The organism is Ewingella sp. AOP9-I1-14, from assembly GCF_052375995.1.
GTDB lineage: Bacteria > Pseudomonadota > Gammaproteobacteria > Enterobacterales > Enterobacteriaceae > Ewingella > Ewingella allii.
The window spans coordinates 645133-670996 of record NZ_JBQSVA010000001.1; the positions used below are offsets into that span (position 1 = coordinate 645133).

Annotated in this window: 22 protein-coding genes; all 22 read right to left on the minus strand. The window is 55.8% G+C overall.

Annotation, left to right across the window (positions count from 1 at the left end):
• Positions 1-80: 80 nt before the first annotated feature.
• Entirely contained in the window at positions 81-1451 is a 1371-nt protein-coding gene (gene menE / locus ACT3RT_RS03000) for an o-succinylbenzoate--CoA ligase (RefSeq protein ID WP_485901386.1), read from the minus strand.
• Positions 1439-2416, minus strand: coding sequence for an o-succinylbenzoate synthase (menC, locus tag ACT3RT_RS03005; protein WP_496199896.1), 978 nt, complete (start codon positions 2414-2416; stop codon positions 1439-1441). The genes menE and menC overlap by 13 nt, the downstream gene beginning before the upstream one ends.
• Positions 2416-3273: a 1,4-dihydroxy-2-naphthoyl-CoA synthase gene (gene menB, locus ACT3RT_RS03010; protein WP_034791738.1), complete on the minus strand. Its 858-nt coding sequence runs from the start codon at positions 3271-3273 to the stop codon at positions 2416-2418. Before menB ends, menC begins: the two co-directional genes overlap by 1 nt.
• Positions 3260-4054 (minus strand): 2-succinyl-6-hydroxy-2,4-cyclohexadiene-1-carboxylate synthase, encoded by a 795-nt coding sequence (gene menH / locus ACT3RT_RS03015; protein WP_496202476.1) that lies wholly within the window; start codon positions 4052-4054, stop codon positions 3260-3262. Before menH ends, menB begins: the two co-directional genes overlap by 14 nt.
• Positions 4054-5739 carry a 2-succinyl-5-enolpyruvyl-6-hydroxy-3-cyclohexene-1-carboxylic-acid synthase gene (gene menD / locus ACT3RT_RS03020; protein WP_485901392.1) on the minus strand — a complete coding sequence of 562 codons (1686 nt, stop codon included), beginning with the start codon at positions 5737-5739 and terminating at the stop codon, positions 4054-4056. The genes menH and menD overlap by 1 nt, the downstream gene beginning before the upstream one ends.
• Positions 5740-5762: 23 nt before the next feature.
• Positions 5763-7136: an isochorismate synthase MenF gene (gene menF, locus ACT3RT_RS03025; protein ID WP_496202477.1), complete on the minus strand. Its 1374-nt coding sequence runs from the start codon at positions 7134-7136 to the stop codon at positions 5763-5765.
• Between the two features lie 241 nt (positions 7137-7377).
• A complete protein-coding gene (gene elaB / locus ACT3RT_RS03030; protein ID WP_034791744.1) occupies positions 7378-7686 on the minus strand; it encodes a stress response protein ElaB in 309 nt (102 codons plus the stop codon).
• Positions 7687-7789: 103 nt separating this feature from the next.
• Positions 7790-8317: a DUF1097 domain-containing protein gene (locus tag ACT3RT_RS03035; protein WP_496202478.1), complete on the minus strand. Its 528-nt coding sequence runs from the start codon at positions 8315-8317 to the stop codon at positions 7790-7792.
• Between the two features lie 217 nt (positions 8318-8534).
• A complete protein-coding gene (nuoN, locus tag ACT3RT_RS03040) occupies positions 8535-9995 on the minus strand; it encodes an NADH-quinone oxidoreductase subunit NuoN (protein ID WP_396132416.1) in 1461 nt (486 codons plus the stop codon).
• A gap of 6 nt (positions 9996-10001) precedes the next feature.
• Positions 10002-11531, minus strand: a complete 1530-nt coding sequence (gene nuoM, locus ACT3RT_RS03045) for an NADH-quinone oxidoreductase subunit M (protein WP_353502764.1) — start codon at positions 11529-11531, stop codon at positions 10002-10004.
• 37 nt (positions 11532-11568) lie between these two features.
• Positions 11569-13416 carry an NADH-quinone oxidoreductase subunit L gene (gene nuoL, locus ACT3RT_RS03050; protein ID WP_154146993.1) on the minus strand — a complete coding sequence of 616 codons (1848 nt, stop codon included), beginning with the start codon at positions 13414-13416 and terminating at the stop codon, positions 11569-11571.
• Positions 13413-13715, minus strand: coding sequence for an NADH-quinone oxidoreductase subunit NuoK (gene nuoK / locus ACT3RT_RS03055; protein ID WP_004936014.1), 303 nt, complete (start codon positions 13713-13715; stop codon positions 13413-13415). The genes nuoL and nuoK overlap by 4 nt, the downstream gene beginning before the upstream one ends.
• A complete protein-coding gene (gene nuoJ / locus ACT3RT_RS03060) occupies positions 13712-14269 on the minus strand; it encodes an NADH-quinone oxidoreductase subunit J (RefSeq protein ID WP_353502765.1) in 558 nt (185 codons plus the stop codon). Before nuoJ ends, nuoK begins: the two co-directional genes overlap by 4 nt.
• A 12-nt stretch (positions 14270-14281) precedes the next feature.
• On the minus strand, positions 14282-14824 hold the full coding sequence (gene nuoI, locus ACT3RT_RS03065; protein ID WP_034791754.1) for an NADH-quinone oxidoreductase subunit NuoI: 543 nt from the start codon (positions 14822-14824) through the stop codon (positions 14282-14284).
• 14 nt (positions 14825-14838) lie between these two features.
• Positions 14839-15816, minus strand: a complete 978-nt coding sequence (gene nuoH, locus ACT3RT_RS03070; RefSeq protein ID WP_034791755.1) for an NADH-quinone oxidoreductase subunit NuoH — start codon at positions 15814-15816, stop codon at positions 14839-14841.
• Positions 15813-18539: an NADH-quinone oxidoreductase subunit NuoG gene (nuoG, locus tag ACT3RT_RS03075; RefSeq protein WP_353502766.1), complete on the minus strand. Its 2727-nt coding sequence runs from the start codon at positions 18537-18539 to the stop codon at positions 15813-15815. The genes nuoH and nuoG overlap by 4 nt, the downstream gene beginning before the upstream one ends.
• Positions 18540-18682: 143 nt before the next feature.
• Complete coding sequence (gene nuoF / locus ACT3RT_RS03080) at positions 18683-20053, minus strand: NADH-quinone oxidoreductase subunit NuoF (protein WP_396132414.1); 1371 nt, start codon at positions 20051-20053, stop codon at positions 18683-18685.
• Positions 20050-20589: an NADH-quinone oxidoreductase subunit NuoE gene (gene nuoE, locus ACT3RT_RS03085; RefSeq protein WP_154146995.1), complete on the minus strand. Its 540-nt coding sequence runs from the start codon at positions 20587-20589 to the stop codon at positions 20050-20052. The genes nuoF and nuoE overlap by 4 nt, the downstream gene beginning before the upstream one ends.
• Positions 20590-20591: 2 nt before the next feature.
• Positions 20592-22391 carry an NADH-quinone oxidoreductase subunit C/D gene (gene nuoC, locus ACT3RT_RS03090; protein ID WP_485901402.1) on the minus strand — a complete coding sequence of 600 codons (1800 nt, stop codon included), beginning with the start codon at positions 22389-22391 and terminating at the stop codon, positions 20592-20594.
• Positions 22392-22481: 90 nt separating this feature from the next.
• Positions 22482-23156 (minus strand): NuoB/complex I 20 kDa subunit family protein, encoded by a 675-nt coding sequence (locus ACT3RT_RS03095; RefSeq protein WP_140470293.1) that lies wholly within the window; start codon positions 23154-23156, stop codon positions 22482-22484.
• Between the two features lie 19 nt (positions 23157-23175).
• On the minus strand, positions 23176-23613 hold the full coding sequence (locus ACT3RT_RS03100) for an NADH-quinone oxidoreductase subunit A (RefSeq protein ID WP_034791762.1): 438 nt from the start codon (positions 23611-23613) through the stop codon (positions 23176-23178).
• Positions 23614-24322: 709 nt separating this feature from the next.
• Entirely contained in the window at positions 24323-25267 is a 945-nt protein-coding gene (gene lrhA / locus ACT3RT_RS03105) for a transcriptional regulator LrhA (protein WP_353502768.1), read from the minus strand.
• Between the last annotated feature and the right edge of the window lie 597 nt (positions 25268-25864).

A 25864-nucleotide genomic window follows, 5' to 3' on the forward strand; every position in this document is an offset into this window, starting at 1 on the left:
GTTTTAGATAAGCGTCATAAAACAAGGGCCGCCCTGTAATGCAGAGCGGCCCTTTTTATTAGCGATAATGAACTGAAATCTCAGGCGGTTTGCTGTGAAAGCCACTCCTGAAGATGGCGACGCGAGATTTTAATTCCCCCCTGCGCAATGTCCGCAGGCAGGTCGAAATAGCGCACCGGCTGCTGGAAACGCGCCAGTTTGCCCTCCAGCCATTGGGAGAGCATCTCAAACGGCATCTCTGCTGAGCGATCAATCAGCGCCACCGGCCTCTGGCCAAATTCGGCGTCAGCCATCGGCAACACGAAAGCGCGCTCAACGCGCGGATGCGCCGCCAACACGCGTTCGATGTCCTCGGGCTGAATCCCCTCCCCGCCGCTGAAAAACAGATTATCCAGCCGCCCGGCGACGTGCAGCTCATCGCCCCGCCACGCGCCTCTGTCTCGAGTATGCAACCAGCCGTCGGCGTCGGTGAGCTGAGTCAGCTTGCCCTGCCACCAATAACCGGCTGCCAGACTTTCGCTGCGGATCAGGATTTCATCTTCGACGATCATCACTTCCCGCCCGGCCAGAGGCTCGCCGACGCCCGCCGAACCGTCGGCGCGTTTGGCCGTCACCGTCGACGCCGTTTCCGTCATGCCGTAACCACACCAGCAGCGAACTCCGGCGCGTTCGGCGCGCTGGGTTAACTCGAGGGGAATGTCCGCCCCGCCGAGCAGCACGTCGGTTAACGAGGCGGGCAACTGCTGCTTGTTGAGCAGCCGCCAGAGCTGGGTCGGCACCAGCGAGGCGTGACTGCAGTCTTGCAGCGCCTCAGCGAGCGGCCGCTCTTCGGCCACCACCAGCTGGGCACCGGCGGTCAGCCAGCGCCAGACAATGCCCTGCCCGGAGACGTGAAACAGCGGCAGCGAAAGCAGCCAGGCGTTACCCGCGTTGAAAGGAATGAGGCCCAGCACCCCGCGCGCGCTGGCTAGATGCGCCGCGACGCTGTGCGCGGCGGCTTTAGGCAGCCCGCTCGAACCCGAGGTTAACGTCAGGGTGGCAATCCGCTGCGGCGGATAGTTTGGTGTCACCCCGCCATGGCCGTGGAACAGGCTCAGGGCAGGGATTTCAGTGACCAGCGGCTCATCGCTCAGGTCGAGAATAAAGTCGATATCCAACTGGGGTAATAATGGGTCACACAAGGCGGCAGGCAGCTGCGGGTTCAGCGGCAGAAGCCTGGCTCCGGCTTGAATCAGCGCCAGATAGCATAACAGCGCGTTAAGGCTATTTTTGCCACGCAGCGCCACGCCACGGCCTTCGGCCACGCCCTGCTGGACGAAACCGGCACACAGCGAGTCAACGCGCTGCTGCAAGTCTTGCCAGCACCAGGCTTTCCCCGCCGATTTAATGGCAATGGCAAAAGGCGTTTTGCTCGCCCAGGCGTGCCACGGCCACTGGGTTAATTCTGCCATACCACCTCCAGCGCGGATTCATCCAGCAGGGGTTGGTCGGCGTCAGGCCAAGGGCGGACCAGCTGCGATTGGATGAGATCCAGCGTGTCGAGGCCCGGCTGGGTGTCGGGCGTCAGCCACGCGGCCATGCGCGCCAGCTGGGTTAAACCGAGGCTGGACTCAATACTTGAGCTGATCACCGCCTCAAGCCCGGCGCGATGGGCTTTGGCAATCAGTTCGCGGCAGCGCGTCAGGCTGCCGGTTAAGGTCGGCTTGATAATAATCGCCGCCAGCCCCTGTTCGGCGCGAATTTCAAAGCCCGCCTCGCGCACGCTTTCATCCCAGGCAATGGCAATCCCGCTGGCGCGGGCAAACTCGCGCGACTGTTCGCGGGTCTGACAAGGCTCTTCGATAAAGGCGATGCGCGAACGCAGCGCGGGGGCCACGTAACGCGCAAAGGCGTCGGCCTTGGCGGGCGTCCAGCTGCGGTTGGCGTCCAACCGCAAACGCAGGTGCGGCAAGGCTTCGAGCAGCATGCTGACATTCAAACCATCCCCCACCGCCTCGTACAAACCGACTTTCACCTTGGCAATCGGCTGGTGGGCAAGTCGCTGATAGAGCGCGTCTGGGTCGCCGTGACACAGGGGCGCGCAGGCGTAATTCCCCGTCTGCGGCAGTGCGTCGCGCAATTCGGCATCCGCCATGCTCAGACCAAAAGCCACCGACGGCATGGCATTGAAGGCCGATGCCAGCGCGCCGAGCGAAGCCCCTTGCAGCCACTGGGCCAGCGCATGCTGCACGCCCTGCTGCGCCTGTTCCACGCTTTCCAGACTAAAGCCCGGCAGCGGCGCAATTTCCCCCCAGCCGCACTTTTCGTCCTGCCACAGCTGTACCAGCAGGCCGTCGCGGGTCTTCAGACGTTGATTTCTCAACACAATGCCCGCCTCCATCGGCAGGCTATAACGGTACAGCGTAGCGCGGCGCATTAAGGATTACGCTTGAATTTGCTGAAGTCCGGCTGGCGTTTTTCGTTAAACGCGTTGCGGCCTTCCTGACCTTCGTCGGTCATGTAGAACAGCATGGTGGCGTTACCCGCCAGCTCCTGCAAACCGGCCTGCCCGTCGCAGTCGGCGTTAAGCGCGGCTTTCAGGCAGCGCAGCGCCATTGGGCTGTTTTGTAGGATTTCGCGGCACCAGCGCACGGTCTCTTTTTCCAAATCAGCCAGTGGCACCACGGTGTTGACCAAGCCCATGTCCAGCGCGGCGGCGGCGTCATACTGGCGGCAAAGGAACCAGATTTCGCGCGCCTTTTTCTGGCCGACGATGCGCGCCATGTAAGAAGCGCCCCAGCCGCCGTCAAAGGAGCCGACCTTCGGCCCGGTCTGACCGAACACCGCGTTGTCTGCGGCAATGGTCAGGTCACACATCATGTGCAGCACGTGGCCGCCGCCGATGGAGAATCCGGCGACCATCGCCACTACTGGCTTCGGACAGGTACGGATTTGGCGCTGGAAGTCGAGCACGTTCAGGTGGTGAACGCCGCTAGCGTCCTGATAGCCGCCGTAGTCGCCGCGCACTTTCTGATCGCCACCGGCGCAGAAGGCTTTGTCGCCTTCGCCAGTCAGCACAATCACGCCAATGTTGTCGTCATAGCGCGCATCTTCCATCGCGCGGATCATCTCTTTGACGGTCAGCGGGCGGAAAGCGTTGCGCACCTGCGGGCGATTAATGGTGATTTTGGCGATGCCGTCCGCCGACTTGTGATAGCGAATATCTTCGAATTCGCCGCTGCAATCGAGCCACTCAATCGGGGCGTACAGCTCTTTTTCATCAGGATAAATCATGTTCAACTTCCTTTAAGACAGGTGAAGTAATGAATGCCAGCGCCTGACGGGCAAACTCAGTCGGATTCGCGCGATGGGCGTTATGCCCGGCATTGGCGATGGTGCGCAGCGGGAAACCGGCCTGCTGCGCGAGAAGGGTAAATTTCTGATCCAGCGCGCCGCATAGCCATACCACCGGCAGCGCGAGGCGCGACAAGGGCTGGCGCAGGTCGGGCTGCACCGCCAGAGAGGTCGCTCCCAGCATGGTGGCAATCGCCGGACCGTGGTTGCTGGCGCGTAAATCCACCAAGCGCTGGCGCTGGGCGTCGCTCAGGTCGCCAAATACCGGCTGGCGATACCAGAGTTGCAGCACCTGCTCGATGGGCTGGAAGCGAAAACGGGTGGTCCACAGCTGGTCGTGATGACGGCGCTGCTGGCGATCGCGCAGGGTTTTCAGACCGGGATTGGCCCCTTCCACCAGCACGCCTCGCAGGCCACGGCTATCGCCATAGCAGGCGTGATAGAGGCTGATTCGCCCGCCGAGTGAATAACCGAGCAGCCAGTAATCATTGATACCTAACTGCTGCAAGGTGGCGGTGAGTTGCTGGCTGACGTCGGCAAAACCGGCGGCGGTAATAGAGGCCGAGCGGCCGTGCCCGGGCAAATCCACCAGCAAACAAGGCCACTCGCCGAGGTGCGGCAACAGGGATTGCCAATCCTCGCCGCTACCCAACAGGCCGTGAAGCATAACCAACCAAGGGCGGCCGCTGAGATGAGCATTAACTTGCTGGCAATTGAGCATTAGAGCGCCCCCGCCTCAGCCACCAGCTCGCGCAGCATCGCCGCGCCGTCGCCGCTGGCCACTTTTAGCTCGACCAGCGTCGCGCCTTGGCGCTGCCAGCCGTTTTGCACCGCGTCGGTTAGCTCATCCATGCTGGCCGGGCTGGCGTAGTGCAGGCCGAACATCGCCGCCGCGTGGCTAAACTCCACGTCTTGCGGCATGCAGTAAAAACGCTGGCGCTGCTCCTCTGGCGTCGGCAACAAAGAGAAAATCTGCCCGCCGTTGTTGTTCACCACCACCATCACCGTTGGCGCGGAGCATTGGCGCAGCAGGGCCAGCGCGTTTAAATCGTACAGCGCAGAGAGATCGCCAATCAGGATGAGCGTCGGTTTCTGCGTGGCGCGTTGCACTCCGGCGGCGGTAGAAATCAGCCCGTCGATGCCGCTGGCCCCGCGATTGGCAAACAGTGGATAACCCGCCGGAAGCTGCGCCAGCGAGTCCACCAGCCTGACCACCAGACTGTTGCCGACAAACAGCTGGCCGTTGGCTGGCAGCAAGGCCGGTAAATGGCGCGCCAGAGAAGCTTCGCCAAAATGGCTCGCCAGACGGCTTTCGACCAGAGCCATCACGCGTTGAGAAAGAGAATTTAGCGCCCTGGCCCAAGGCTGTTGAGGCTCGGCGGGGTGCAGCTTCAGCCATTCGCTGACGGCGATTTGGATCCGCCGCCCCTGATGCTGCGCCGGGTCGAGGCGGCCGGGCATGGAGTCTATCAGCCAATATTCCTGCGGCTGGCAGGCGGCCTGCCACTGCAACAGGCGTTTGCCGGTCAGGCTGCCGCCAAACTGAATCACTAATTCCGCCTGAGCCAATGTCTGTCGGGCCTCTGGGTGCGCCAGCCACAGGTCGGCACAGGGCAGCGGGTTGCCGGTTTGCGATTGCACGTCGCTGATTAGCGGCCAGCCGAGGGTTTTAGCCCACCGCGCCAGCTGTTCGCCCTCTTCGGCGGCGATGCGCCCGGCGATAATCACTCCGCGCTTTTGCCGCCACTGCGCCCAGTCGGCTTCAACCGGCTGACGCAGAGTTTGAGGCGTGCGCAGCCAAGGCTGGCAGCCCTGCCACCATTCGCCCAGCGCCTGCGACCAGTCGAGATAGTCATCCCCCTCCTCGCCGTACAGCGGCTCGGCGAACGGACAGTTGATGTGCATGGCACCGTGCTCCAGCGCTGACAGGCCGTTGTCGATAGCCGATACCAGCCAGCGTGCGCTGATGTCCGGCGTCGGTCGCGGTAGATTGAGGTTTTGCCGTGGGTGGCTGGCAAACAGTTCTGGCTGACGAATGGCCTGATTGGCGCCGCAGTCGATAAGCTCCGGCGGGCGATCGGCGGTGAGCATGATCAGCCGTTCGCCGGTCAGCCCGGCTTCGATAATCGCCGGATAGAGATTCGCCACCGCCGTGCCGGAAGTGACAATCACCGCCACCGGCTGGCCGCTGGCCTTGGCTAAGCCGAGGGCGAGATGCCCCAGGCCGCGCTCATCAAAATGGGTGTGGCAAATCAGCTTGGAGTTGCTCGCCGCCGCCAGCGTCAGTGGGGTTGAGCGCGAGCCGGGCGCGATGCAGACGTGCTGCACCTGATGGCGGGTTAAGGCTTCTAATATCAGCGTGGCCCAGCGGCGATTAAACATGGCGGTAGCTTGTGTTGATGGCATGGATTGACTCCGGCGAACCCGATTCAGCCCGCCCTAACGGCAGGCAGTTCATGGTACTGCTGTCCGGCGGACTCGGCCGAGTGCGCCCCCTCGTCTAACAGGGTGCGCAGCCCTGCGGCTTTATTTTCTATCTCCTGCCACTCCTGCGCGGCGTCTGAACCGGCGACAATTCCCGCCCCGGCAAACAGCTCGAGCTGGCTGCCTTTCACGGCGGCCGAGCGCAGCGCCACGGTGAATTCGCTGCGCGTCAGGCTGAGATAGCCCGCCGAACCGGCGTACCACTGGCGATCAAAAGGTTCGTGGCGAGCAATAAATTCTCGCGCGGCCTGACGCGGCAAGCCGGCCACGGCGGCGGTGGGTTGCAGGCGTTGCAGGCAGTCGGCGTCGTCAGCTTTCGCCAGCACGGCCTGAATGCTGCGACGCAGATGCTGCACTTTGCGCAGGCGAAGGATTTCGGCGGGCATCACGTCCAAAGAGCGCGCCCCGCCCTGCAATCGCTGGCAAATGTCGTCAACCACCAGCATATTTTCACGCTGGTTTTTAGGGTCGTTGAGCAGCCACTGGCCAAGGGCGCGGGCTTGCTGATGGTCATCGGCGGCGGCCACGGTTCCGGCCAGCGCTTCGGTAAAGAGTTGGCGCTTTTCGCGCAGGAACAGCCGCTCAGGGCTGGAGCCAAGGAATGCCTGCTGCGGCGCAAACGCCAGCATGAAGTGGTAACAGTGGTGATTCACCGCGCGGCTGGCGGCCAGAAAAGAGGCCGGATTCAGCGGCTGGCTGAGGGCCAGCGTGGTTTTGCGCGCCAGCACCACTTTGTCGAACTGGTTATGCTTAATCCCCCTGAGCACGGCGTCGATCATTCGCGCCCACTGCGGCTGAGTGGGCAGATGCTGGTAGCGCACCACCTGAGATTTCAGCGCCGGTAAGGCGCGAGCGCTGACCAAGGTGCGGAGAAAGACGTGCACTCTATGGGCTTCTTCGCGCAGAGAAACCGGGCTATAAAGCTGGCAACGCAAAATGCACTGGCCGTCGCGACGGCTGATTTCAATACGCGGCAGAAACAGCGCGTGGCTGGCCTGTGCGCCGCCCATGCCGTCGTTGAAGGCATTCAGCCCCCAAATGCGCAGTTCAGGAAAGTCCGAATATTGCTTTAAGAAGTGCTGGGCGGAAGTCATGTCATCGAAGTTTGCCGCGTCGCCGCACAGCACCACTTCTTCGGCGTCGTCGCGCTGCTGCCAGTAGAATTTTGGGTAACAAGGCTGGGCGTCGAGCCATTCCAGCATGCCGCCGTGGGGTTGTTCAGGGAGTCGATAAGTGAACTGCCGGAGGCCAGCCGTGTCGGGAAAACTCCCCAACAGCGCCGAATCCAACTGGTCAAGAATTGCTGAAATCTGTTTCACCGCCACCTCAGCCGCATCCGAATGGTTTGATGTCAGGCAGAATGCCCTTCTGGATCAAAAAACGGGTTAGATCAAGTACGGGTGAATTATGCGGCGTTAGCGGGATTTAAAATATGCGGCAGATCAAGGCAGAGCCAGAGCCTGTAGATATGAAGGGGTAGTGACTCATTCAGAGGGGTTATAAGGCAGAAAACAGAGAGGCAGCCGAAGCTGCCTCTGGGACGATATTGCCGAGCTTAGCTTAGCGACGCAGCAGTAAGCCGATCACCAAACCCACGGCTGCACCGGCACCTACGCCGTGCCACGGGTTTTCGCGCACGTAGCTGTCGGTTTGCTCAGCCACCTGACGCGCCTTAGCGCAGTAAGAGTTCGCACCGTTGCTCAGGCGAGATTTTACCTCTTCCAACGCCTGCTCCGCGCGGCTTTTAATCTCGATATATTTTTCATCTGCTTTGTCACCGGAGGATTTCAGCACCTCTTCAAGCGTTTCGGAAAGCATTCTTAAATCATCGTCCAGTGACGCCTGCTGCGGTTCAAATTGGTTCGACATGGTTATCTCCTTATTTTGTGATTATCACGATACCCATTAACCCTAGCGCAGATTTGCCATAAACGCAGGATCAAAAACGGAGAGAGCCGCTGTCGACGGTCTTTTAAGAACCTTCTGACCGCGTCACCGGCGGGAATGGCGGCTTATCGCTCGCCGATTGTTGAGCCGAAGCACGCTGCTTTTCACGGCGCTCCGCCAGCCACAGGCCGCTATTTTTCATCGCATAGCCAAACAGCAGGCCGACCAGCAGGGATAACACCACCTGACGCCAGTCGCCTTGGGCAGCGAAAGTGGCACAGGCGCCGATGAAAGTCCCCGGCACGAAGGCCAGCCACTGTTGCCAGGCTTGGAAACACATCAGGAAGGCGACCACGCCGGTGAGCATGTAGCCCAGCAGAGTCCACTCAGGGCGCAGCGAGCTGCCAGCAATAATCACTTCGGCCCAGAACACGCCACTCAGGCAGGTCAGCGTGCTGATGACCAGACCGCGCAAACCGCCCTTCGGGCAGGCGAAATAAGCCGTACAGCCGAGAAAGCCAGCCCAGCTAATCAGTCCCAGACTAATAGCCACCCAGCCCCAGATGCCGGAGAGAATGCCGGTGGTAATGGCGATCATCACCAATACGTTCATGATGTGTAAATCCTGTGCGATTCTGAACAAGCGCGCAGTTTACGCATCGGCAAAAATAATGGAATGGGTTAGATCACAATATCGATGTAATTTATTGCTGAACGTACATACAAACGTGACTTGCATCACATTATTGCAATGGATTGTACAAATAGCGCCCATAAAAAAACCGCCCATCGAAATGAGCGGTTTTCAGTTTTGCTACTGCGTCAGGCTATCAGAACAGCGGTTGCGCCATCTGAACTAGCGTGATCAGCGGCTGTGGATAGATACCGAGCAGCAGAACCAAGATCGCCGAAATCAGCACAACCACACCACCCGCAGTCAACGCCCAGTTGTTTGGCGTATCGCGAACCAGCTTGTCAGGTGCGCTCAGGTACAAGCTCACGGTCACGCGCAGGTAGTAGTAAAGACCAATCGCCGAACCCACCACCACGGCACCGGTCAGCCACCACAGATGCGCGGTCACGCCGGTCGCAATCACGTAGAACTTACCGATAAAGCCTAAGGTCATTGGGATACCGGCCAGTGACAGCATCATCACGGTCATTACCGCAGACAGGATTGGCTTGTGCCAGAACAGACCACGGTAAGAGAACAGTGATTCTGCGTCCGGACCTTTGTACGGGCTAGACATCAGGCTAACCACGCCGAAGGCGCCCAAGCTGCTGAACAGATAACCGGCCAGGTAAACCCCGACGGTTTCCATCGACAGCTGGTGAGTCTGTACTGCAATCAGCGCCACCAGCAGGTAACCCAAGTGCGCGATTGAGGAGTAACCCAACAGGCGCTTGATGTTGCTCTGGCTGATAGCCATCAGGTTACCGACCAGAATCGAGCAGAAGGCGATGATGCCCAGTACGACGCGAATCGCTTCGCTGTCGGCCACCGGTGCGTACAGGAATAAACGCATAACCACGGCGAAGATAGCAATCTTGCTGGCAGTCGCCAGGAAGGTTGAAACCGGAGCCGGCGCGCCCTGATACACGTCTGGTGTCCACAGGTGGAAAGGAACCAGTGACAGTTTGAAGCCCAGACCCACAATCATCATGCCCAGACCTGCCAGCAGCAGCGGCTGGTGCAGCATCACGCCGTCGGCCAGGTTTTTACCCAGCGCGACGAAGCTCAGATCACCAGACTGCGCGTAAATCAGCGCCATGCCGAACAGCAGGAATGACGACGCAGCAGCGGAGAGCAGCATGTATTTGATGCTGGCTTCAAGCGAACGTTTTTGACGGTAGGCATAACCAATCAGGCCGAACAGTGGCAACGAAATCAGTTCGATTCCGAGGAACATTGACGCCAGATGGTTAGAGCATGCCAGCAGAATGCCACCCAGTGCGGCAATCAGCACCAACAGGTAGAACTCTTCCCGGTTGTCCGGATAACCGGCCAGCCAAGGATAGGCAAAGGTGCTGGTAGCCAAACTCGCCAGCAATACCAACCCAATGTAGAACATTGAGTAACCGTCAACACGAAGCAGTGGGGTGACGTCCTGCGGCCCGACCTGCCCTACATAGTAGAGGGAAAGCAGAGCCACGTTCAGACCGATAACTGTCAGTGTGGCATTCAGGAAATGGTCGCGTCGCCACGCAATGGACAGCATCACCACCACCACTGTCAATCCGACGATCATCAGCGGTAACAGTGCGATCAGATTTTGAAGTGTAAATGTCATGGCGAGTTACGGCCTTGTCGTTGAAATTGTTGAAACTGATGATCCGAACCAGTGCTGCACGTTAGCCATCGCCGCGCTAGAGGTATCGAGGATTGGCTGAGGATAAACACCCAGCGCCACCAGCAGTACCACTAACAGCAGAATGATAGACAGTTCGCGTGCGGTCATGCCCTGCAACGGCTCTTCTGATTTTGCTTTGCCGTAGTAAGCGCGCTGCATCATCACCAAAGAGTAAACCGAAGCAAAGACCAGACCGAAGGTCGAGATGACAGTGATCACCGGAACAATCGGGAAGCTGCCAAACAGGATCATGAATTCACCGACGAAGTTACCGGTGCCCGGCATACCCAGTGTTGCCACTGCGAAGAACAGTGACAGCGCAGGCAGGTACTTAATCCGCCCCCACAGTCCGCCCATCAGACGCATATCGCGAGTATGCAGACGCTCGTACAACTGGCCGCAGATGATGAACATACCTGCCGCAGACAGGCCGTGAGCAATCATCTGAATCACAGCGCCCTGGTAAGCCAGTTGGCTGCCGGTGAAGATAGCAATCAGTACAAAGCCCATGTGCGAAACAGAGGTGTAAGCAATCAGACGCTTGATATCGGTCTGAGAGAACGCCATCCACGCGCCGTAGAAGATACCGATAACGCCCAGCCACATAGCTATTGGCGCAAACTCATGCGACGCATTCGGGAAGAATGGCAACATGAAGCGCAACATGCCGTAGGCCGCGGTTTTCAGCAAGATACCCGCCAGGTCAACAGAACCCGCCGTTGGTGCCTGGCTGTGTGCATCTGGCAACCAGCCGTGCAATGGCACGACCGGCATTTTCACCGCGAAGGCGATGAAGAAGCCCAGCATCAGCAGGTATTCAACGTTGTGCGACATCGGAGTCTTCAGCAAGTCAGCGTAGTTGAAGGTCCAGGTGCCGGTCGCGTTGTAGTGCACGAAGACTAGACCGAGGATCGCAATCAACATCACCAGACCGCTGGACTGGGTATAGATGAAGAACTTGGTTGCTGCGCTGATACGTGTTTTACCGTCTGACGCTTTGTGTCCCCACAAGGCAATCAGGAAGTACATCGGCACCAACATCATTTCCCAGAAGAAGAAGAACAGGAACATGTCGATAGCCAAGAACACGCCGATCACGCCGCCGAGGATCCACAGTAAGTTCAGGTGGAAGAAACCCTGATACTTCTGGATTTCACGCCATGAACAGAGGATAGCCAAGACGCCGAGTAACCCGGTCAGCACCACCATCAGCAAGGACAGACCGTCCAGTGCCAAGTGGAAGCTGATACCAAAGCGCGGGATCCACGGCACAGAGAACTCTGACTGCCATTGTGGAATGCCGGTCGGGCTAGTTAATGAATAACCACCCTGCAACCACAGTTGCAGGGACAGTGCTAAGGTCAACCCCATCGAGATCAGCGCAATCCAGCGCGGTACTTTGCTGCCGAAACGCTCAGTCTGCCAACACAGCAGCCCGCCGATAAAGGGGATAAGAATTAGCCAAGGAAGTAGCATGGCGTTTTGTGTCCCTATTTGTTCGTACTATCTGTTCTTAAAGAATCAGCAACAGTGCCAAAACAACCACTGCTCCCAAACCCATGGACGCGACATACCAGCGTGTCTGACCGTTTTCACTTAGCGTCAAGCCACGGTTCCCCAAACGGGAGAACACAGCAGGCAGATTCATCAGTGAATTCAGTGGATCACGTTGCAGCAGCTTAGCGATGGCCAGATACGGCTTGACGAAAATCATGTCGTATAACCAGTCGAAGCCCCACGCGTGGAACCACCAGACCGTGAAGAAGCGGCCAATGGCGCTTTTCGCGATGCTGTTTACCAGTGAGCGTTTGCCAAGGTACAGCGCGGCTGCCAGCAAGATGCCAACAATCGCCACAACGCCCGAGGTGATTTCCAGGGTCAGTACACTGCCGTGCGCCAGCTCAGTCGTCTCAGGCAGTACGCCTTTCAACGGTGGCACGATCATCGCACCGATGAAGGTGGACAATACCAACAGCACCAGCAGTGGCAGATGGTGAGTAATGCCTTTGCCCGCATGCGCTTTAATCTTCTCTTCGCCGTGGAACACGATGAAGATCATGCGGAAGGTATATAGGGAAGTCATAAACGCCCCGACCAGACCTGCAATCATCAGATTGAGATGGCCGTTTGCCCATGCACCCGCCAGAATTTCATCCTTACTGAAGAAGCCCGCGGTGATAAGTGGCAAGGCAGACAGGGCTGCACCACCGACCAGGAAGCAGACATACACCAGAGGAATCGATTTACGCAGGCCACCCATCTTGAAGATGTTCTGTTCGTGGTGGCAGGCCAAAATGACCGAACCAGACGAAAGGAACAGCAGCGCTTTGAAGAACGCGTGCGTCATCAGGTGGAAGATGGCGGCATCCCACGCCTGCACGCCCAATGCCAAGAACATGTAGCCAATCTGGCTCATGGTGGAGTAAGCGAGAACACGTTTGATGTCGGTCTGAACCAGTGCGGCAAAACCTGCCAGAACCAGCGTCACTGCGCCAACAATACCTACCAGGTGCAGCACTTCAGGCGCCATCAGGAACAGGCCATGAGTACGTGCAATCAGGTAAACACCGGCGGTAACCATGGTCGCGGCGTGGATCAACGCAGATACCGGCGTTGGACCAGCCATGGCGTCAGCCAACCAGGTTTGCAGCGGAAGCTGTGCAGATTTACCCACTGCCCCACCGAGCAACATTAGCGTCGCCCAAGTGATAGCGGTGTCGCCAACGGCCAGTTTCTGCGGAGCCAGTACCATCAGCTCGCGGAAGTTCAGCGTACCCAACTCGCGGTACAGGATGAACAGTGCGAAGGCTAAGAACACGTCACCAACGCGGGTCACGATGAAAGCTTTCATCGCAGCAGCGCCGTTGGCTGGGTGGGTGTAGTAGAAACCGATCAGCAAGTAGCTGCACAGGCCCACGCCTTCCCAACCGAGGTACATCAGCAACAGGTTGTCTGCCAGTACCAGAATCACCATGCTGGCGATAAACAAGTTGGTGTAAGCGAAGAAGCGCGAGTAGCCCTCTTCACCGCGCATGTACCAAGACGCGAACATGTGAATGAAGAAGCCCACGCCGGTCACCACGGACAACATGGTCATCGACAAGCCATCCAGCGTCAGGGTAGCGGCGATGTTGAAGTCGCCCACTTGCATCCAGTTCCACAGGTTCTGGTTGAAAACTTCATGGCCCGCAGCGCGCTGCGTCATGAAATCAATACCGACATACAGGGTCGTCAGCGCAGCCAGACCAATAGAACCCACACCTACGGTGGCGGAAGTATTCTCAGACCAGCGACCGCGTGAGAAGGCCAGCAGAACGAAGCCAATCAGCGGGAACAGAATTGTTAAATATAATAGGTTCATCCGCGCATCTCACTGACAGTGTCGATATTCAGGGTGTGGCGACGGCGATAGAGTTGCAACAGCAACGCCAGACCGATACTGGCCTCAGCCGCTGCCAGACTGATTGCCAGGATGTACATCACCTGACCATCAGCTTGCCCCCAATAGCTCCCAGCCACGATGAACGCCAACGCCGCTGCGTTGATCATCACTTCCAGGCTGATCAGCATAAACAGCAGGTTGCGACGGACAAGCAGCCCGGTCAGCCCCAAAACAAACAGAATTGCGGCCAGAATCAGGCCATGCTGTAGAGGGATCATGCTCTCTCCTCCGTTTTTCTTTTCGCCATCTCAGTGGTCGCTGGTGCGTCACCGAACACTTCGCCCGGCTTGCTTTCGCGGCCAATGTGGAAGGCAACAACCAAACCGGCGAGCAGCAACATAGATGCCAATTCAACCGCCAGAACGTAAGGACCAAACAGCGCGATGCCGACTGCCTTCGCGTCTACCATGGTGCCTTCGATGCCGTGAGTGTGCAGACCAAGAATCGAGGTGATCATCACGCCCAGCAGGACCAGCGACAGGATGGAAGGCCCAATCCAGGTCGCCGGTTTCAGCCATGCACGTTCTTGTTCTTCGACATTGCCCAAGTTCAGCATCATCACCACGAACACGAACAGCACCATAATGGCACCGGCATAAACGATGATTTCCAACGCACCGGCGAAGTACGCGCCCAGCGAGAAGAACACCGCGGCGATCGCCAGAAGCGAGACGATCAGATACAGCAATGCGTGAACCGGGTTGGTGTGCGTGATAACACGCAACGTCGCCAACACGGCCACCACGGCTGCAATGTAAAATGCAAATTCCATGCTTGCGGCTCCTTAAGGCAACAGACCTTTGACGTTGATCGGTTTGGCTTCGTTTTCAGCTTCGCCTTTCGACTTGCCGTCAACTGCCATACCGGCCATCCGGTAGAAGTTATATTCCGGATATTTACCCGGACCCGAGATCAACAGATCTTCTTTCTCATACACCAGATCCTGACGTTTGAACTCACCGAGCTCAAAGTCTGGCGTCAACTGAATGGCCGTAGTCGGGCAAGCTTCTTCACACAAACCGCAGAAAATGCAGCGCGAGAAGTTGATGCGGAAGAACTCCGGATACCAACGACCGTCTTTATGTTCAGCTTTTTGCAGCGAAATACAGCCTACTGGACAGGCTACCGCACACAGGTTACAAGCAACGCAACGCTCTTCGCCGTCCGGATCGCGCGTCAGCACGATACGTCCACGATAGCGCGCAGGTACGTTAACTTTCTCTTCCGGGTACATCTGGGTTTCGCGCTTGGCGAAGGCATGCATGCCTATCATCCACAAGCTGCGAACCTGGGTGCCGAACCCGACAACTATCTCTTTCAATGTCATGGCTAAATCACCCCTTATTGCGCGTTGTACAAGATGACCGCAGCGGTCGCCAACAGGTTAAGCAAGGTCAACGGCAGGCAAACTTTCCAGCCGAAAGACATCACCTGGTCGTAGCGGGGACGCGGCAAAGCAGCACGGATCAAAATGAACATCACCATGAAGAAAGCGGTTTTCAGCGCAAACCAGATAAACGGCGGCAGGAATGGACCCTGCCAGCCACCGAAGAACAGCGTCACAATCAGCGCTGACACGGTAACGATACCGATATATTCGCCCACGAAGAACAGACCGAATTTCATACCGGAATATTCAATGTGGTAACCGTCGGCCAGCTCTTGCTCAGCTTCCGGTTGGTCGAATGGGTGACGGTGACATACCGCAACGCCGGCAATCGCAAAGGTCACAAAGCCGAAGAACTGCGGAATGATGTTCCACATGTGGGCCTGTGAGTTAACGATGTCCTGCATATTGAAGGAACCCGCCTGTGCTACCACGCCCATCAGAGACAGGCCGAGGAACACTTCGTAGCTCAGGGTCTGGGCCGACGCACGCATTGCCCCCAACAGGGAGTATTTGTTGTTACTGGACCAGCCAGCGAACAGCACGGCGTAGACGGTCAAACCCGCCATCATCAGGAAGAACAGGATGCCGATGTTCAAGTCAGCGGCGAACCACGTTGAGCTCACTGGCACGATAGCGAAAGAGATCAGCATCGAACTGAACGCAATCATTGGAGCCAAAGTGAAGATCGCGCGGTCAGTGAAGCGCGGAACCCAGTCTTCTTTAAAGAACATTTTGATCATGTCAGCAACGAGCTGCAAAGAGCCGCCCCAGCCAACACGGTTCGGTCCGTAACGGTTCTGGAACAGACCGAGCAGACGACGTTCGCCGAAGCTCATGAATGCGCCACACACCACCACGACCAGCAAGATCACGACGGCTTTCAGAACCGCAATCAGCACCTCAATCACTTCAGGTGTAAACCAGCTCATCGTGTTGCCTCCCGCAGATTTTCAACCGTTGCGCCCACCAGAACCGGAGAAATTCCCGGCAAGCCCAGTGGCAGACCAACCTGTCCCTGATGCAAGGTTTCGCTCAAACGAACTGGCAGAGTCAGGGTCTGGCCGCCGCAGGTGAATTCCACCTGAGCACCGGCGTTAACGCCCAACTGCGCCGCATCGGCTGGGTTAACCATCACGTAAGGCTGTGGCATACGCTGCTGGATCACGTGCGAACGCTGGCTCATCTCTTCACTACCAAACAGGTGGTAGTAAGGAGCAACGCGCCATTGGTTACTTTCCGCCGCGAAGGCCGCAGGAATGGTGGTGAAGTAGTCAAGGCTGCCCTCGCCTGCTTCAATCATACGCACGCCCGGATCGCCAAAACGCAGACTGCCACCGACTTCGCTCTGGAACTTGTTCCAGGCTTGTGGTGAGTTCCAACCCGGCGCCCAGGCAAACGGCACCTGATTACGTTCAGCTAACGGGTTGTTGTTCCCTTCCATGGAGAAGGCAAACATGGTGTCTTTATCTTGCGGCTGACGTGGTTCATGCACGCTGATGTTAGCGCGCATCGCAGTACGGCCACTCGAACGGTGCGGAGAACGCGCCAGTTTCTGACCGCGAATGCGGAAGCTGGCGTTTGGTGCAGCTTCAACCATGCCTTTCAGCTGTGGCAGAGCGGCGACGCAGGCTTCGATCACGTGGTCTAACTGAGTCCAGTCAACGTGACGGCTGTTAAGGGTTGAGTGCAGCGAGTGCATCCAACGCCAGCTTTCCAGCATCGCAACGGAAGTGTCGTAGTAAGCCGGGTCATAAACCTGGAAGAAGCGCTGGGCGCGGCCTTCCTGGTTAACCACGGTACCGTCACTTTCTGCGAAGCTGGCCGCAGGCAGGATAAGCGTCGCTTTGTCCATGATGCGGGTACGCTGATGGTCAACAACCAGCAGGTTTTCAACTTTAGCTAATGCTGCATCAACTTTGGCTTCTGGCGCCTGACGGTAAAGGTCATTTTCCATCACGATTGCGCTGTCTGCGCCGCCGTTAGCCAACAGTTCGAGCGCGGCGTCCAAAGTACCGCCGCCAATCATTGACAGACCGATGCTGTTAGAAGAAGTCGCGACGAAGGTGATGCCGACATCGCTGCCGCGCACTTTCAAAGCTTTCGCCACGTTGGCTGCCGCTTCGATGATGGCGTCGCTACCCGCATTGCTGCCGGTAATGATCAGCGGTTTACGTGCGCCGGCCAATGCCTGCACGATCACGTCGATTTTCTTGTCGAGGCCTTCAGCCAGGTCGGTGACAGCCGGAGCAGACTCGTCCAACCCGTGGGCGATAGCGAAGCCGAAGCGGGCTTGCTCATCCACCGGCGCGCGGTAGTTGTATGCCGCGATGTCATCCAGCTTGGTGTTATCAACGTTGGTGATAAACAGCGGGTGCTTAGCGTGCTGACCGATGTTCTGCACCGCCGCGATTTGCCAGTCGGCAACGCGCTGTGCCGCAGCCATTGCGCGAGCTTTGCCTTTTACTGCCTGACGAACAGACAGGGCAATGCGCGCGCCGGTTTGGGTTAAATCTTCACCCAGCACCAGTACGGCGTCGTAGTCTTCGATTTCACGCAGGGCTGGCGTGTGAACGCCGCTGTTGCGCAGAACGTTGAGCATCAGCTCAAGGCGGCCTTGTTCGGCTGCGTTGATACCGGTGTAGAAGTTCTCTGCGCCGACCAGCTCGCGCAGCGCGAAGTTGCTTTCGAGGCTTGCGCGCGGAGAACCAATACCGATGGCTTTTTTCGACTGACGCAGAATATCTGCCGCGCCCTGCATCGCTTGTTCAGCGTTCAGTTCGATCCAGTCGTTGCCACGCAGCTGCTGTGGTTTCTTCGGACGGTCTTTGGCATTGACATAGCCATAGCCGAAACGACCACGGTCGCAGAGGAAGTAGTGGTTCACGGTGCCGTTATAACGGTTTTCGATACGACGCAGTTCGCCATAGCGCTCACCCGGGCTGGTGTTACAACCGACGGAACACTGTTGGCAGATGCTTGGCGCAAACTGCATGTCCCATTTACGGTTATAACGCTCGGAGTGCGTTTTGTCGGTGAACACGCCGGTCGGGCAGACTTCTACCAGGTTACCGGAGAACTCGCTTTCCAGCGGGCCATCTTCCGGGCGACCGAAGTAGACGTTGTCATGTGCGCCGTAAACGCCCAAGTCTTTACCATCCGCGTAGTCCTTGTAGTAACGGACACAACGGTAGCAAGCGATACAGCGGTTCATTTCGTGAGAGATGAACGGGCCGAGATCTTGGTTGTTATGAGTACGTTTGGTGAAGCGATAGCGACGCATGCTATGACCGGTCATGACCGTCATATCCTGCAAGTGGCAGTTGCCGCCCTCTTCACACACCGGACAGTCGTGTGGGTGGTTAGTCATCAACCACTCAACCACGCTCTCACGGAACTCTTTGGCTTCGCCGTCATTGATGGAGATAAACGTGCCATCGGATGCCGGTGTCATACAAGACATCACCAAACGACCGCGCGTATCTTCCGCGTTTTGGTATTGCTTAACCGCACATTGGCGGCAAGCGCCGACGCTTCCCAGCGCCGGATGCCAGCAAAAATAAGGAATATCGAGGCCAAGAGAGAGGCAAGCCTGCAACAGGTTGTCCGCTCCATTTACATCGTATTCTTTGCCGTCTACATGAATCGTAGCCATAGTCAGCATGCTTCCACGTGGCCCACCTTTCAGCGGGCGTTAATCAAAAATTCTTGCCGGGTTGGCGTATATCGTTCGACAGCGCGTCCCTTGTTCTGGGATTTCGCGCGCAGCGGGCTCACGTCCGCCGCTTGGTGCCTTCACTACCAGCGCTGTTTGAGCAGGTTGTTTGGCTGAATACCGCCAATCGCCCGCGCATTGCTGTAATGCTGCTTGGCGATGCCCGCCTCAAACTCGTCCCGGAAATATTTAATCGCACTCTGCAGTGGCTCCACGGCACCCGGCGCGTGTGCGCAGAAGGTTTTGCCCGGACCAAGCTGGCGGCAAAGCTGCTCGAGCGTTTCGATATCGCCCGGTTGGCCTTCGCCACGTTCCAGCGCGCGGAGGATCTTAACGCTCCACGGCAAACCGTCACGGCATGGCGTACACCAGCCGCAAGATTCACGAGCGAAGAACTCTTCCAGGTTACGCACCAGGGAAACCATGCCAATTTCGTGGTCAACGGCCATTGCCAGCGCAGTACCCATACGGCTACCCGCTTTGCCGATGCTTTCGAAATCCATTGGCAGGTCGAGGTGGTCGCCGGTCAGGAAGTCCGTCCCTGCCCCACCCGGTTGCCAGGCTTTGAATTTCAGACCATCGCGCATGCCACCGGCATAATCTTCGAGGATTTCACGTGCGGTGATACCAAACGGCAGCTCCCAAACGCCCGGATTTTTCACCCGACCGGAGAAGCCCATCATTTTGGTACCGGCATCATTACTTTTTCCTGCGGAAATACCTTTGTACCAATCCACGCCGTGCTCAACGATAGCCGGCACGTTGCACAGGGTTTCAACGTTGTTTACACACGTTGGTTTGCCCCATACGCCAGACGATGCTGGGAAAGGTGGTTTGGAACGCGGGTTAGCACGGCGGCCTTCAAGGGAGTTAATCAGCGCGGTTTCTTCACCACAGATGTAACGCCCTGCGCCGGTGTGCACCACCAGTTCAAAGTCAAAACCGGTACCGAGGATGTTTTTCCCCAGGAACCCAGCGGCTTTGGCTTCTTCAATGGCTTTACGCAAGTTCACTGCTGCTTCGATGTACTCGCCGCGCAGGAAGATGTAACCACGGTAGGCTTTCAACGCGAATGCGGCGATCAGCATGCCTTCCACCAGCAGGTGTGGCATTTGCTCCATCAGCATACGGTCTTTATACGTGCCCGGTTCCATCTCATCGGCGTTACAAAGCAGATAGCGGATATTCATGCTTTCGTCTTTCGGCATCAGGCTCCACTTCAAACCGGTGGAGAAGCCTGCGCCGCCGCGGCCTTTCAGACCTGCGTCTTTGACCAGCGTGACCACGTCATCCTGAGCCATACCTTTCAGCGCTTTCTCAGCACCGGCGTAGCCATTTTTGCTACGGTATTCGTCGAGGAAAACCGGCTGCTTGTCATCGCGCATACGCCAGGTCAGCGGATGCATCTCTGGCGTGCGGATAATCTGTTTTGGCGTAAATCCCTGGAATGTCATGAGTAACGCTCCAATAATTCACCAATGTTTTCCGGCTTCAGGTAGCTGTGAGTGTCCTCGTCGATCATCATCGTCGGGCCTTTGTCACAGTTACCCAAACAGCAGGTCGGCAGCAGAGTGAAGCGACCATCTTCGGTCGTTTGGCCCGGCTTGATGTGCAGCTGTTCTTCGATTGCCGCCTGAATGCCTTGGTAACCGGTGATGTGGCACACCACGCTGTCACAATAGCGAATCACGTGGCGACCCACCGGCTGGCGGAAGATTTGGCTATAAAACGTTGCCACGCCTTCAACGTCACTGGCAGGAATATCGAGGATTTCAGCGATCGCGTAAATGGCACCATCTGGCACCCAGCCACGGTGTTTTTGCACGATTTTCAACGCTTCGATAGAGACCGCGCGGGCATCTTCGTAGTGGTGTTTTTCGTGCTCAATCGCTTCACGCTCAGCGTCATTAAGCTCGAACGCAGCAGGTTTTGCGGTCGGCTCGGAGACGTTGATGTACTGAACCTCTGAGTCTTTATTGATATCTGTCATCGTTAGCGGTCCACATCTGACATTACAAAATCGATACTGCCCAGGTAGACGATCAAATCGGATACCAGGCTGCCACGGATAACTGACGGGATCTGCTGCAAATGCGGGAAGCTAGGCGTACGAACGCGGGTACGGTAGCTCATGGTGCTGCCGTCGCTCGTCAGGTAGTAGCTGTTGATCCCCTTGGTCGCTTCAATCATTTGGAAAGATTCTTGCGCAGGCATGACAGGACCCCAAGACACTTGCAGGAAGTGCGTGATCAGCGTCTCGATATGCTGCAGCGTGCGTTCTTTCGGTGGCGGCGTGGTCAGCGGGTGATCGGCCTTGAACGGGCCTGCTGGCATATTGGCGTAGCACTGTTCCAGAATGCGCAGACTCTGACGCAGCTCTTCTACTTTCAGCATCACGCGCGAGTAGCAGTCGCTGACGCCGTCGCCCACTGGCACTTCAAAGTCGAAGTTTTCGTAACCAGAATATGGACGCCATTTACGCACGTCGAAATCAATACCGGTCGCGCGCAGACCTGCACCCGTGGTACCCCATGCCAACGCTTCATCCGCGTTGTAAGCCGCAACGCCTTTCGAACGACCAATCAGAATGGTGTTTTTCAGGGCAGCTTTAACATAAGAGTCCAGACGAGCAGGCATCCAGTCGAGGAATTCGCGCAGCAGGCGTTCCCAGCCTTTCGGCAGGTCGTGTGCAACACCGCCGATACGGAACCAGGCCGGGTGCATACGGAAGCCGGTGATTGCCTCGATCAAATCGTAGATTTTCTGACGGTCGGTGAACGCGAAGAAGACTGGCGTCATCGCACCGACGTCCTGAATGAACGTACTGATGTACAACAGGTGGCTGTTGATACGGAACAGTTCAGACAGCATCACGCGGATGGTGTTAACGCGATCGCCTACGGTAATACCAGCCAGTTTTTCAACTGCCAGCACGTAAGGCATTTCGTTAACGCAGCCGCCGAGGTATTCGATACGGTCGGTGTACGGAATGTAGCTGTGCCATGACTGGCGCTCGCCCATTTTTTCCGCACCGCGGTGGTGGTAACCCACGTCCGGCACGCAGTCGACAATCTCTTCGCCATCAAGCTGCAAGATGATGCGGAACGCACCGTGCGCAGACGGGTGGTTTGGACCGAGGTTGAGGAACATGAAGTCCTCGTTTTCGGTACCGCGCTTCATGCCCCAGTCTTCAGGCTTGAAAGTCAGTGACTCCATCTCCAGATCTTCTTTCTGCTTAGTCAGCTCGAAAGGATCGAATTCGGTAGCACGGGCCGGATAGTCTTTACGCAGCGGGTGCCCTTCCCACGTCTGAGGCATCATGATGCGCGTCAGGTGCGGGTGGCCGTCGAAGGTAATACCGAACATTTCCCACGTTTCGCGCTCATACCAGTTGGCGTTCGGGAACACCTTGGTGATGGTCGGAAGATGCAGGTCGTTTTCTGACAACGCCACCTTGAGCATAATGTCGCGATTACGCTCAACGGAAATCAGGTGATAGAAAACGGAAAAATCCGCGGCCGGTAAACCGTCGCGGTGAGTACGTAAACGCTCATCTACGCCATGCAGGTCGAACAGCATGACATAAGGCTTTGGCTGTTTTCGTAAAAAGGTGATCGCTTCCAGTATCTGTTCGCGCTTGATCCACACCACGGGTATACCGGTACGGGTCGGTTGAACAGTAAAGGCCTCAGGCCCAAAACGGTTACGCAATTCGCCGATGACCGGATCATCAAGATGATCTCGGGTTTGCCATGCTGGCTGAGCGGTGTCTTGCGTCGTCAAATCTGTCATTTTATTTTCACCACACTAAATGGTCATTTATGCCGTAAGGGGGTGTATCGCTACCAACCGCCCCTCAGGGTTGACTCTCAGACCGCAGTGTTAAATCTCGTCAGGAGACTTCAGATTCGTCACGGCGATACGCTCTGCGCGTTTACGCTCTTTCTCAGATTGCATATTCGCGCGGTAAACGCCCTGATCCCCAACAACCCACGACAGCGGGCGACGTTCTTTGCCGATAGATTCTTGCAGCAGTAACAGAGCCTGCATGTAAGCTTCCGGGCGCGGCGGACAACCTGGGATATACACATCAACCGGTAAGAACTTATCTACCCCCTGAACCACGGAGTAGATGTCGTACATACCACCGGAGTTAGCACATGCGCCCATCGAGATAACCCATTTCGGCTCAAGCATTTGGTCATACAAACGCTGAATAACCGGGGCCATCTTGGTAAAACAGGTTCCTGCTACTACCATGAAATCGGCCTGGCGCGGAGAAGCACGGAGAACTTCAGCACCAAAACGAGCAACGTCGTGTACCGCAGTAAACGACGTCACCATTTCAACGTAGCAGCACGAAAGGCCGAAGTTATACGGCCAAAGGGAGTTTTTGCGACCCCAGTTCACCATCCCATGCATCGCCTCTTCGAGGTTCCCCATGAAGACGCTGCGCTTTACCTGTTCTTGCAGAGGATCACCGACGATCTCTTGCTTTTGCAGGGGGTAACGGTCGTTCTCACCGTCCGGGTCTATGCGGGTGAGCGTATAGTCCATCTTATTGCCTCGCTATTACTTACTGCGGATGACTGTTGGTGTTAATCGCTGGGCTCGGTTTAACAGGTCCTTTCGAACGTGTTGGTGTCCAGTCCAATGCGCCAATACGCACCAGATAAAACAGACCGGCTAACAGGACTAAAATGAAAATGGCGGCTTCGACGAACCCGACCCACCCGCTTTCACGGATAGAGGTTGACCATGCATAGAGATACAGGGCTTCCACGTCGAAAATGACGAAAAACATCGCGACTAGATAGAATTTGGCGGAAAGACGCATGCGGGCGGTACCCACGGATGCGATACCAGATTCGAAAGGCGTGTTTTTGTATCGCGCTCTGGCTCTCCCGCCAAGGAACGCTGCGCCCAGTAACATGAGGCAACAAAGACCTATTGCGACGATCAGAAATACCGCGAACGCCCAGTGTTGAGCGATAACTTCAGTGGCTGTTGACATACTCTTAGCTTACTCATCAAAAGCGGCGCAATTGCATCTGCTCTTTAACGGCAGCTTGCACACCACATCGATTCAAGGGAAGGATTAATAACCACACCGTTTCACGGCTTATAAACGGTTTAAGCCAGTGATTTACTGTGGGCTTTTTACTCCTTTCTATAACCTTTTGTCAACTTAGACAAAAGTATCTCCACATTAATTTACATGCTTATCATTTTATTAACATATCATGCGACGTCGATGTGCTAAATCGAGTCAGTAAAATAGTTTGATAGAACAAAGGCATGTTCTCGGGATTTAATGCTTCGAGCCAAACAATAGCATTGTCGCAGGAATAAGCGTTTCTTCCACTCACTAAACAAGGTTATTTTTTTGATCCAGGACACAGTTTGGGCAAGTTTGATGGTAAAAAGCGCAGCGATTTAACAACTTTTTTTGAAAAACTTAAATTCCAAAGCAGTTTTTCGCTAAGGATTAGGATCGAAAACAGAGGCGTTTTAGCGCGTTTTTAGGCTTTCTGGATCGAAGAAAAGAGAGGCATTCTGGCAGGGGAGTTCTGAGGTTTAGCAAGAAAAATACGCATCAGCATTAAAAAAAACGGCAAAGCCTTTATTTTGGTTACTTTGACTACCTCTTTATAAGCACAACACTTTACCCCCCATCCCCGATAAGCTTCAGGGGTGGGGGTAAAGTGGCGCAGAAGATCTGCTTAGAGTTTAGGCTCGGCAACCACGCTGCGGTCATCGTCAGCCACTGAGCTTTGAGCATAGGCGCTCAAAGAGTAAGGGTCATTCCCCTGCTCCACAGCATTAAAAATCGCCATCGCTAACTCGTTTTCACTGTGTGAGTTCTTATACAGCACGTACTGAGTGTCAGGCAGGCGCGGTAGGCCTTCCTGCTCGCCCAAAACGCGCAGTTCAGGACTCATCATCTCAATTGGCCGTGCCGTCACCCCTAAACCTGCTCTTACCGCCGCACGAATGGCAGACAGCGTAGAAGCCACGTAAGCAATACGCCATGGAATACCAGCTTGGTTCAGGTAATCGATTGCCATGGTACGGTAAGGGCTAGGTTCATCGAGCACAACTAAGGGCACGCTGTCGCCAGATGGGTATGAGAAGTCAGCGGAGCAATACCAAAGCGTTGGCGATGTACGCAACACAATATGCGGATGATCGGTGCTGGTCACCGTGGTGATCGCTAAGTCAATTTCTTCATTTTCGAGCATAGACAGCATAAACGGACTACGCTGTACTCTGACGTCGATAGATAACTTGGGATAAATCGATGTCACCCGGCTCAGCAAAAACGGCAATATGGTGTCAGCAGTGTCGTCTGATGCGCCAATGGTGATGCCACCCTGTACATTGCTGTACATAAGGGAGGTACAGGCTTCATCGTTGAAGCGCAGAATTTTCCGAGCATAGCCAAGCAGTTGAATACCGTGTTCGGTCAATAACTTATTACGTCCGTGTCTGGCAAACAGCTCTTTACCTACCAGTTGTTCGAGACGCTGCATTTGTTGACTGACGGCTGATTGTGTACGGCATACGGCGGCTGCGGCTGCGGCAAACGTATTTAAATCAGCAACTGCAACAAAAGTCCTCAGCAGATCAAGGTCAAGATTGAGGATTGGACGATTTGCATTTGTCATAGTTTTTCTTCACTTTTAAAATCTAATAACAAGCTACCCTGATTGATGCGGCAAAGTTCCCGCAAAATGCAGAATACCAGATATGACGCATACTCACTCATTAGATAAGCGGAAATGAGAAATATTTCTGCAATACGAATCCATTTTATAGGAACAATTCCCTTTTTTATGCTCTAAATGACCAATTATCTGCTCAACCTAAATTAATAAAAATGATTAGAACAACTAAATTGAGATTTTTTAGTCATATTTATCTGAGAGTTTTTATTGCGTCACAGAGCCGCAGACAGCAAGCCCTGCGGGGACAAACCGCATTAAACTCACACAGAAATATAAGCATTATTAATTAATGTATTTGACCCAAAGAAATATAATTCAATAAATTCATTGATTCACACTCGAAGACATACTTTGTATGGGTCTAATGAGTTAAACCAACCTTAAGAATTTTCCCACAAATTTTAGAATGAAGTTTGTATCTCAATAGAAATATATTCGTTAGCAGAACTTACAGAGTACTGACAAAAGCATTGGCAGAAAATGCGAATCAGCTCTGTTAATTTATCCAGTCTCAGTAAACAATACATTGAGGTCTAT

Excerpts from the sequence above, each read along its gene's own strand:
- menE (WP_485901386.1), bottom strand. The coding sequence starts at position 1,451 with ATGGCAGAATTAACCCAGTGGCCGTGGCACGCCTGGGCGAGCAAAACG.
- menC (WP_496199896.1), bottom strand. The coding sequence starts at position 2,416 with ATGCGCCGCGCTACGCTGTACCGTTATAGCCTGCCGATGGAGGCGGGC.
- menB (WP_034791738.1), bottom strand. The coding sequence starts at position 3,273 with ATGATTTATCCTGATGAAAAAGAGCTGTACGCCCCGATTGAGTGGCTC.
- menH (WP_496202476.1), bottom strand. The coding sequence starts at position 4,054 with ATGCTCAATTGCCAGCAAGTTAATGCTCATCTCAGCGGCCGCCCTTGG.
- menD (WP_485901392.1), bottom strand. The coding sequence starts at position 5,739 with ATGCCATCAACACAAGCTACCGCCATGTTTAATCGCCGCTGGGCCACG.
- elaB (WP_034791744.1), bottom strand. The coding sequence starts at position 7,686 with ATGTCGAACCAATTTGAACCGCAGCAGGCGTCACTGGACGATGATTTA.
- ACT3RT_RS03035 (WP_496202478.1), bottom strand. The coding sequence starts at position 8,317 with ATGAACGTATTGGTGATGATCGCCATTACCACCGGCATTCTCTCCGGC.
- nuoN (WP_396132416.1), bottom strand. The coding sequence starts at position 9,995 with ATGACATTTACACTTCAAAATCTGATCGCACTGTTACCGCTGATGATC.
- nuoM (WP_353502764.1), bottom strand. The coding sequence starts at position 11,531 with ATGCTACTTCCTTGGCTAATTCTTATCCCCTTTATCGGCGGGCTGCTG.
- nuoL (WP_154146993.1), bottom strand. The coding sequence starts at position 13,416 with ATGAACCTATTATATTTAACAATTCTGTTCCCGCTGATTGGCTTCGTT.
- nuoK (WP_004936014.1), bottom strand. The coding sequence starts at position 13,715 with ATGATCCCTCTACAGCATGGCCTGATTCTGGCCGCAATTCTGTTTGTT.
- nuoJ (WP_353502765.1), bottom strand. The coding sequence starts at position 14,269 with ATGGAATTTGCATTTTACATTGCAGCCGTGGTGGCCGTGTTGGCGACG.
- nuoI (WP_034791754.1), bottom strand. The coding sequence starts at position 14,824 with ATGACATTGAAAGAGATAGTTGTCGGGTTCGGCACCCAGGTTCGCAGC.
- nuoH (WP_034791755.1), bottom strand. The coding sequence starts at position 15,816 with ATGAGCTGGTTTACACCTGAAGTGATTGAGGTGCTGATTGCGGTTCTG.
- nuoG (WP_353502766.1), bottom strand. The coding sequence starts at position 18,539 with ATGGCTACGATTCATGTAGACGGCAAAGAATACGATGTAAATGGAGCG.
- nuoF (WP_396132414.1), bottom strand. The coding sequence starts at position 20,053 with ATGACATTCCAGGGATTTACGCCAAAACAGATTATCCGCACGCCAGAG.
- nuoE (WP_154146995.1), bottom strand. The coding sequence starts at position 20,589 with ATGACAGATATCAATAAAGACTCAGAGGTTCAGTACATCAACGTCTCC.
- nuoC (WP_485901402.1), bottom strand. The coding sequence starts at position 22,391 with ATGACAGATTTGACGACGCAAGACACCGCTCAGCCAGCATGGCAAACC.
- ACT3RT_RS03095 (WP_140470293.1), bottom strand. The coding sequence starts at position 23,156 with ATGGACTATACGCTCACCCGCATAGACCCGGACGGTGAGAACGACCGT.
- ACT3RT_RS03100 (WP_034791762.1), bottom strand. The coding sequence starts at position 23,613 with ATGTCAACAGCCACTGAAGTTATCGCTCAACACTGGGCGTTCGCGGTA.
- lrhA (WP_353502768.1), bottom strand. The coding sequence starts at position 25,267 with ATGACAAATGCAAATCGTCCAATCCTCAATCTTGACCTTGATCTGCTG.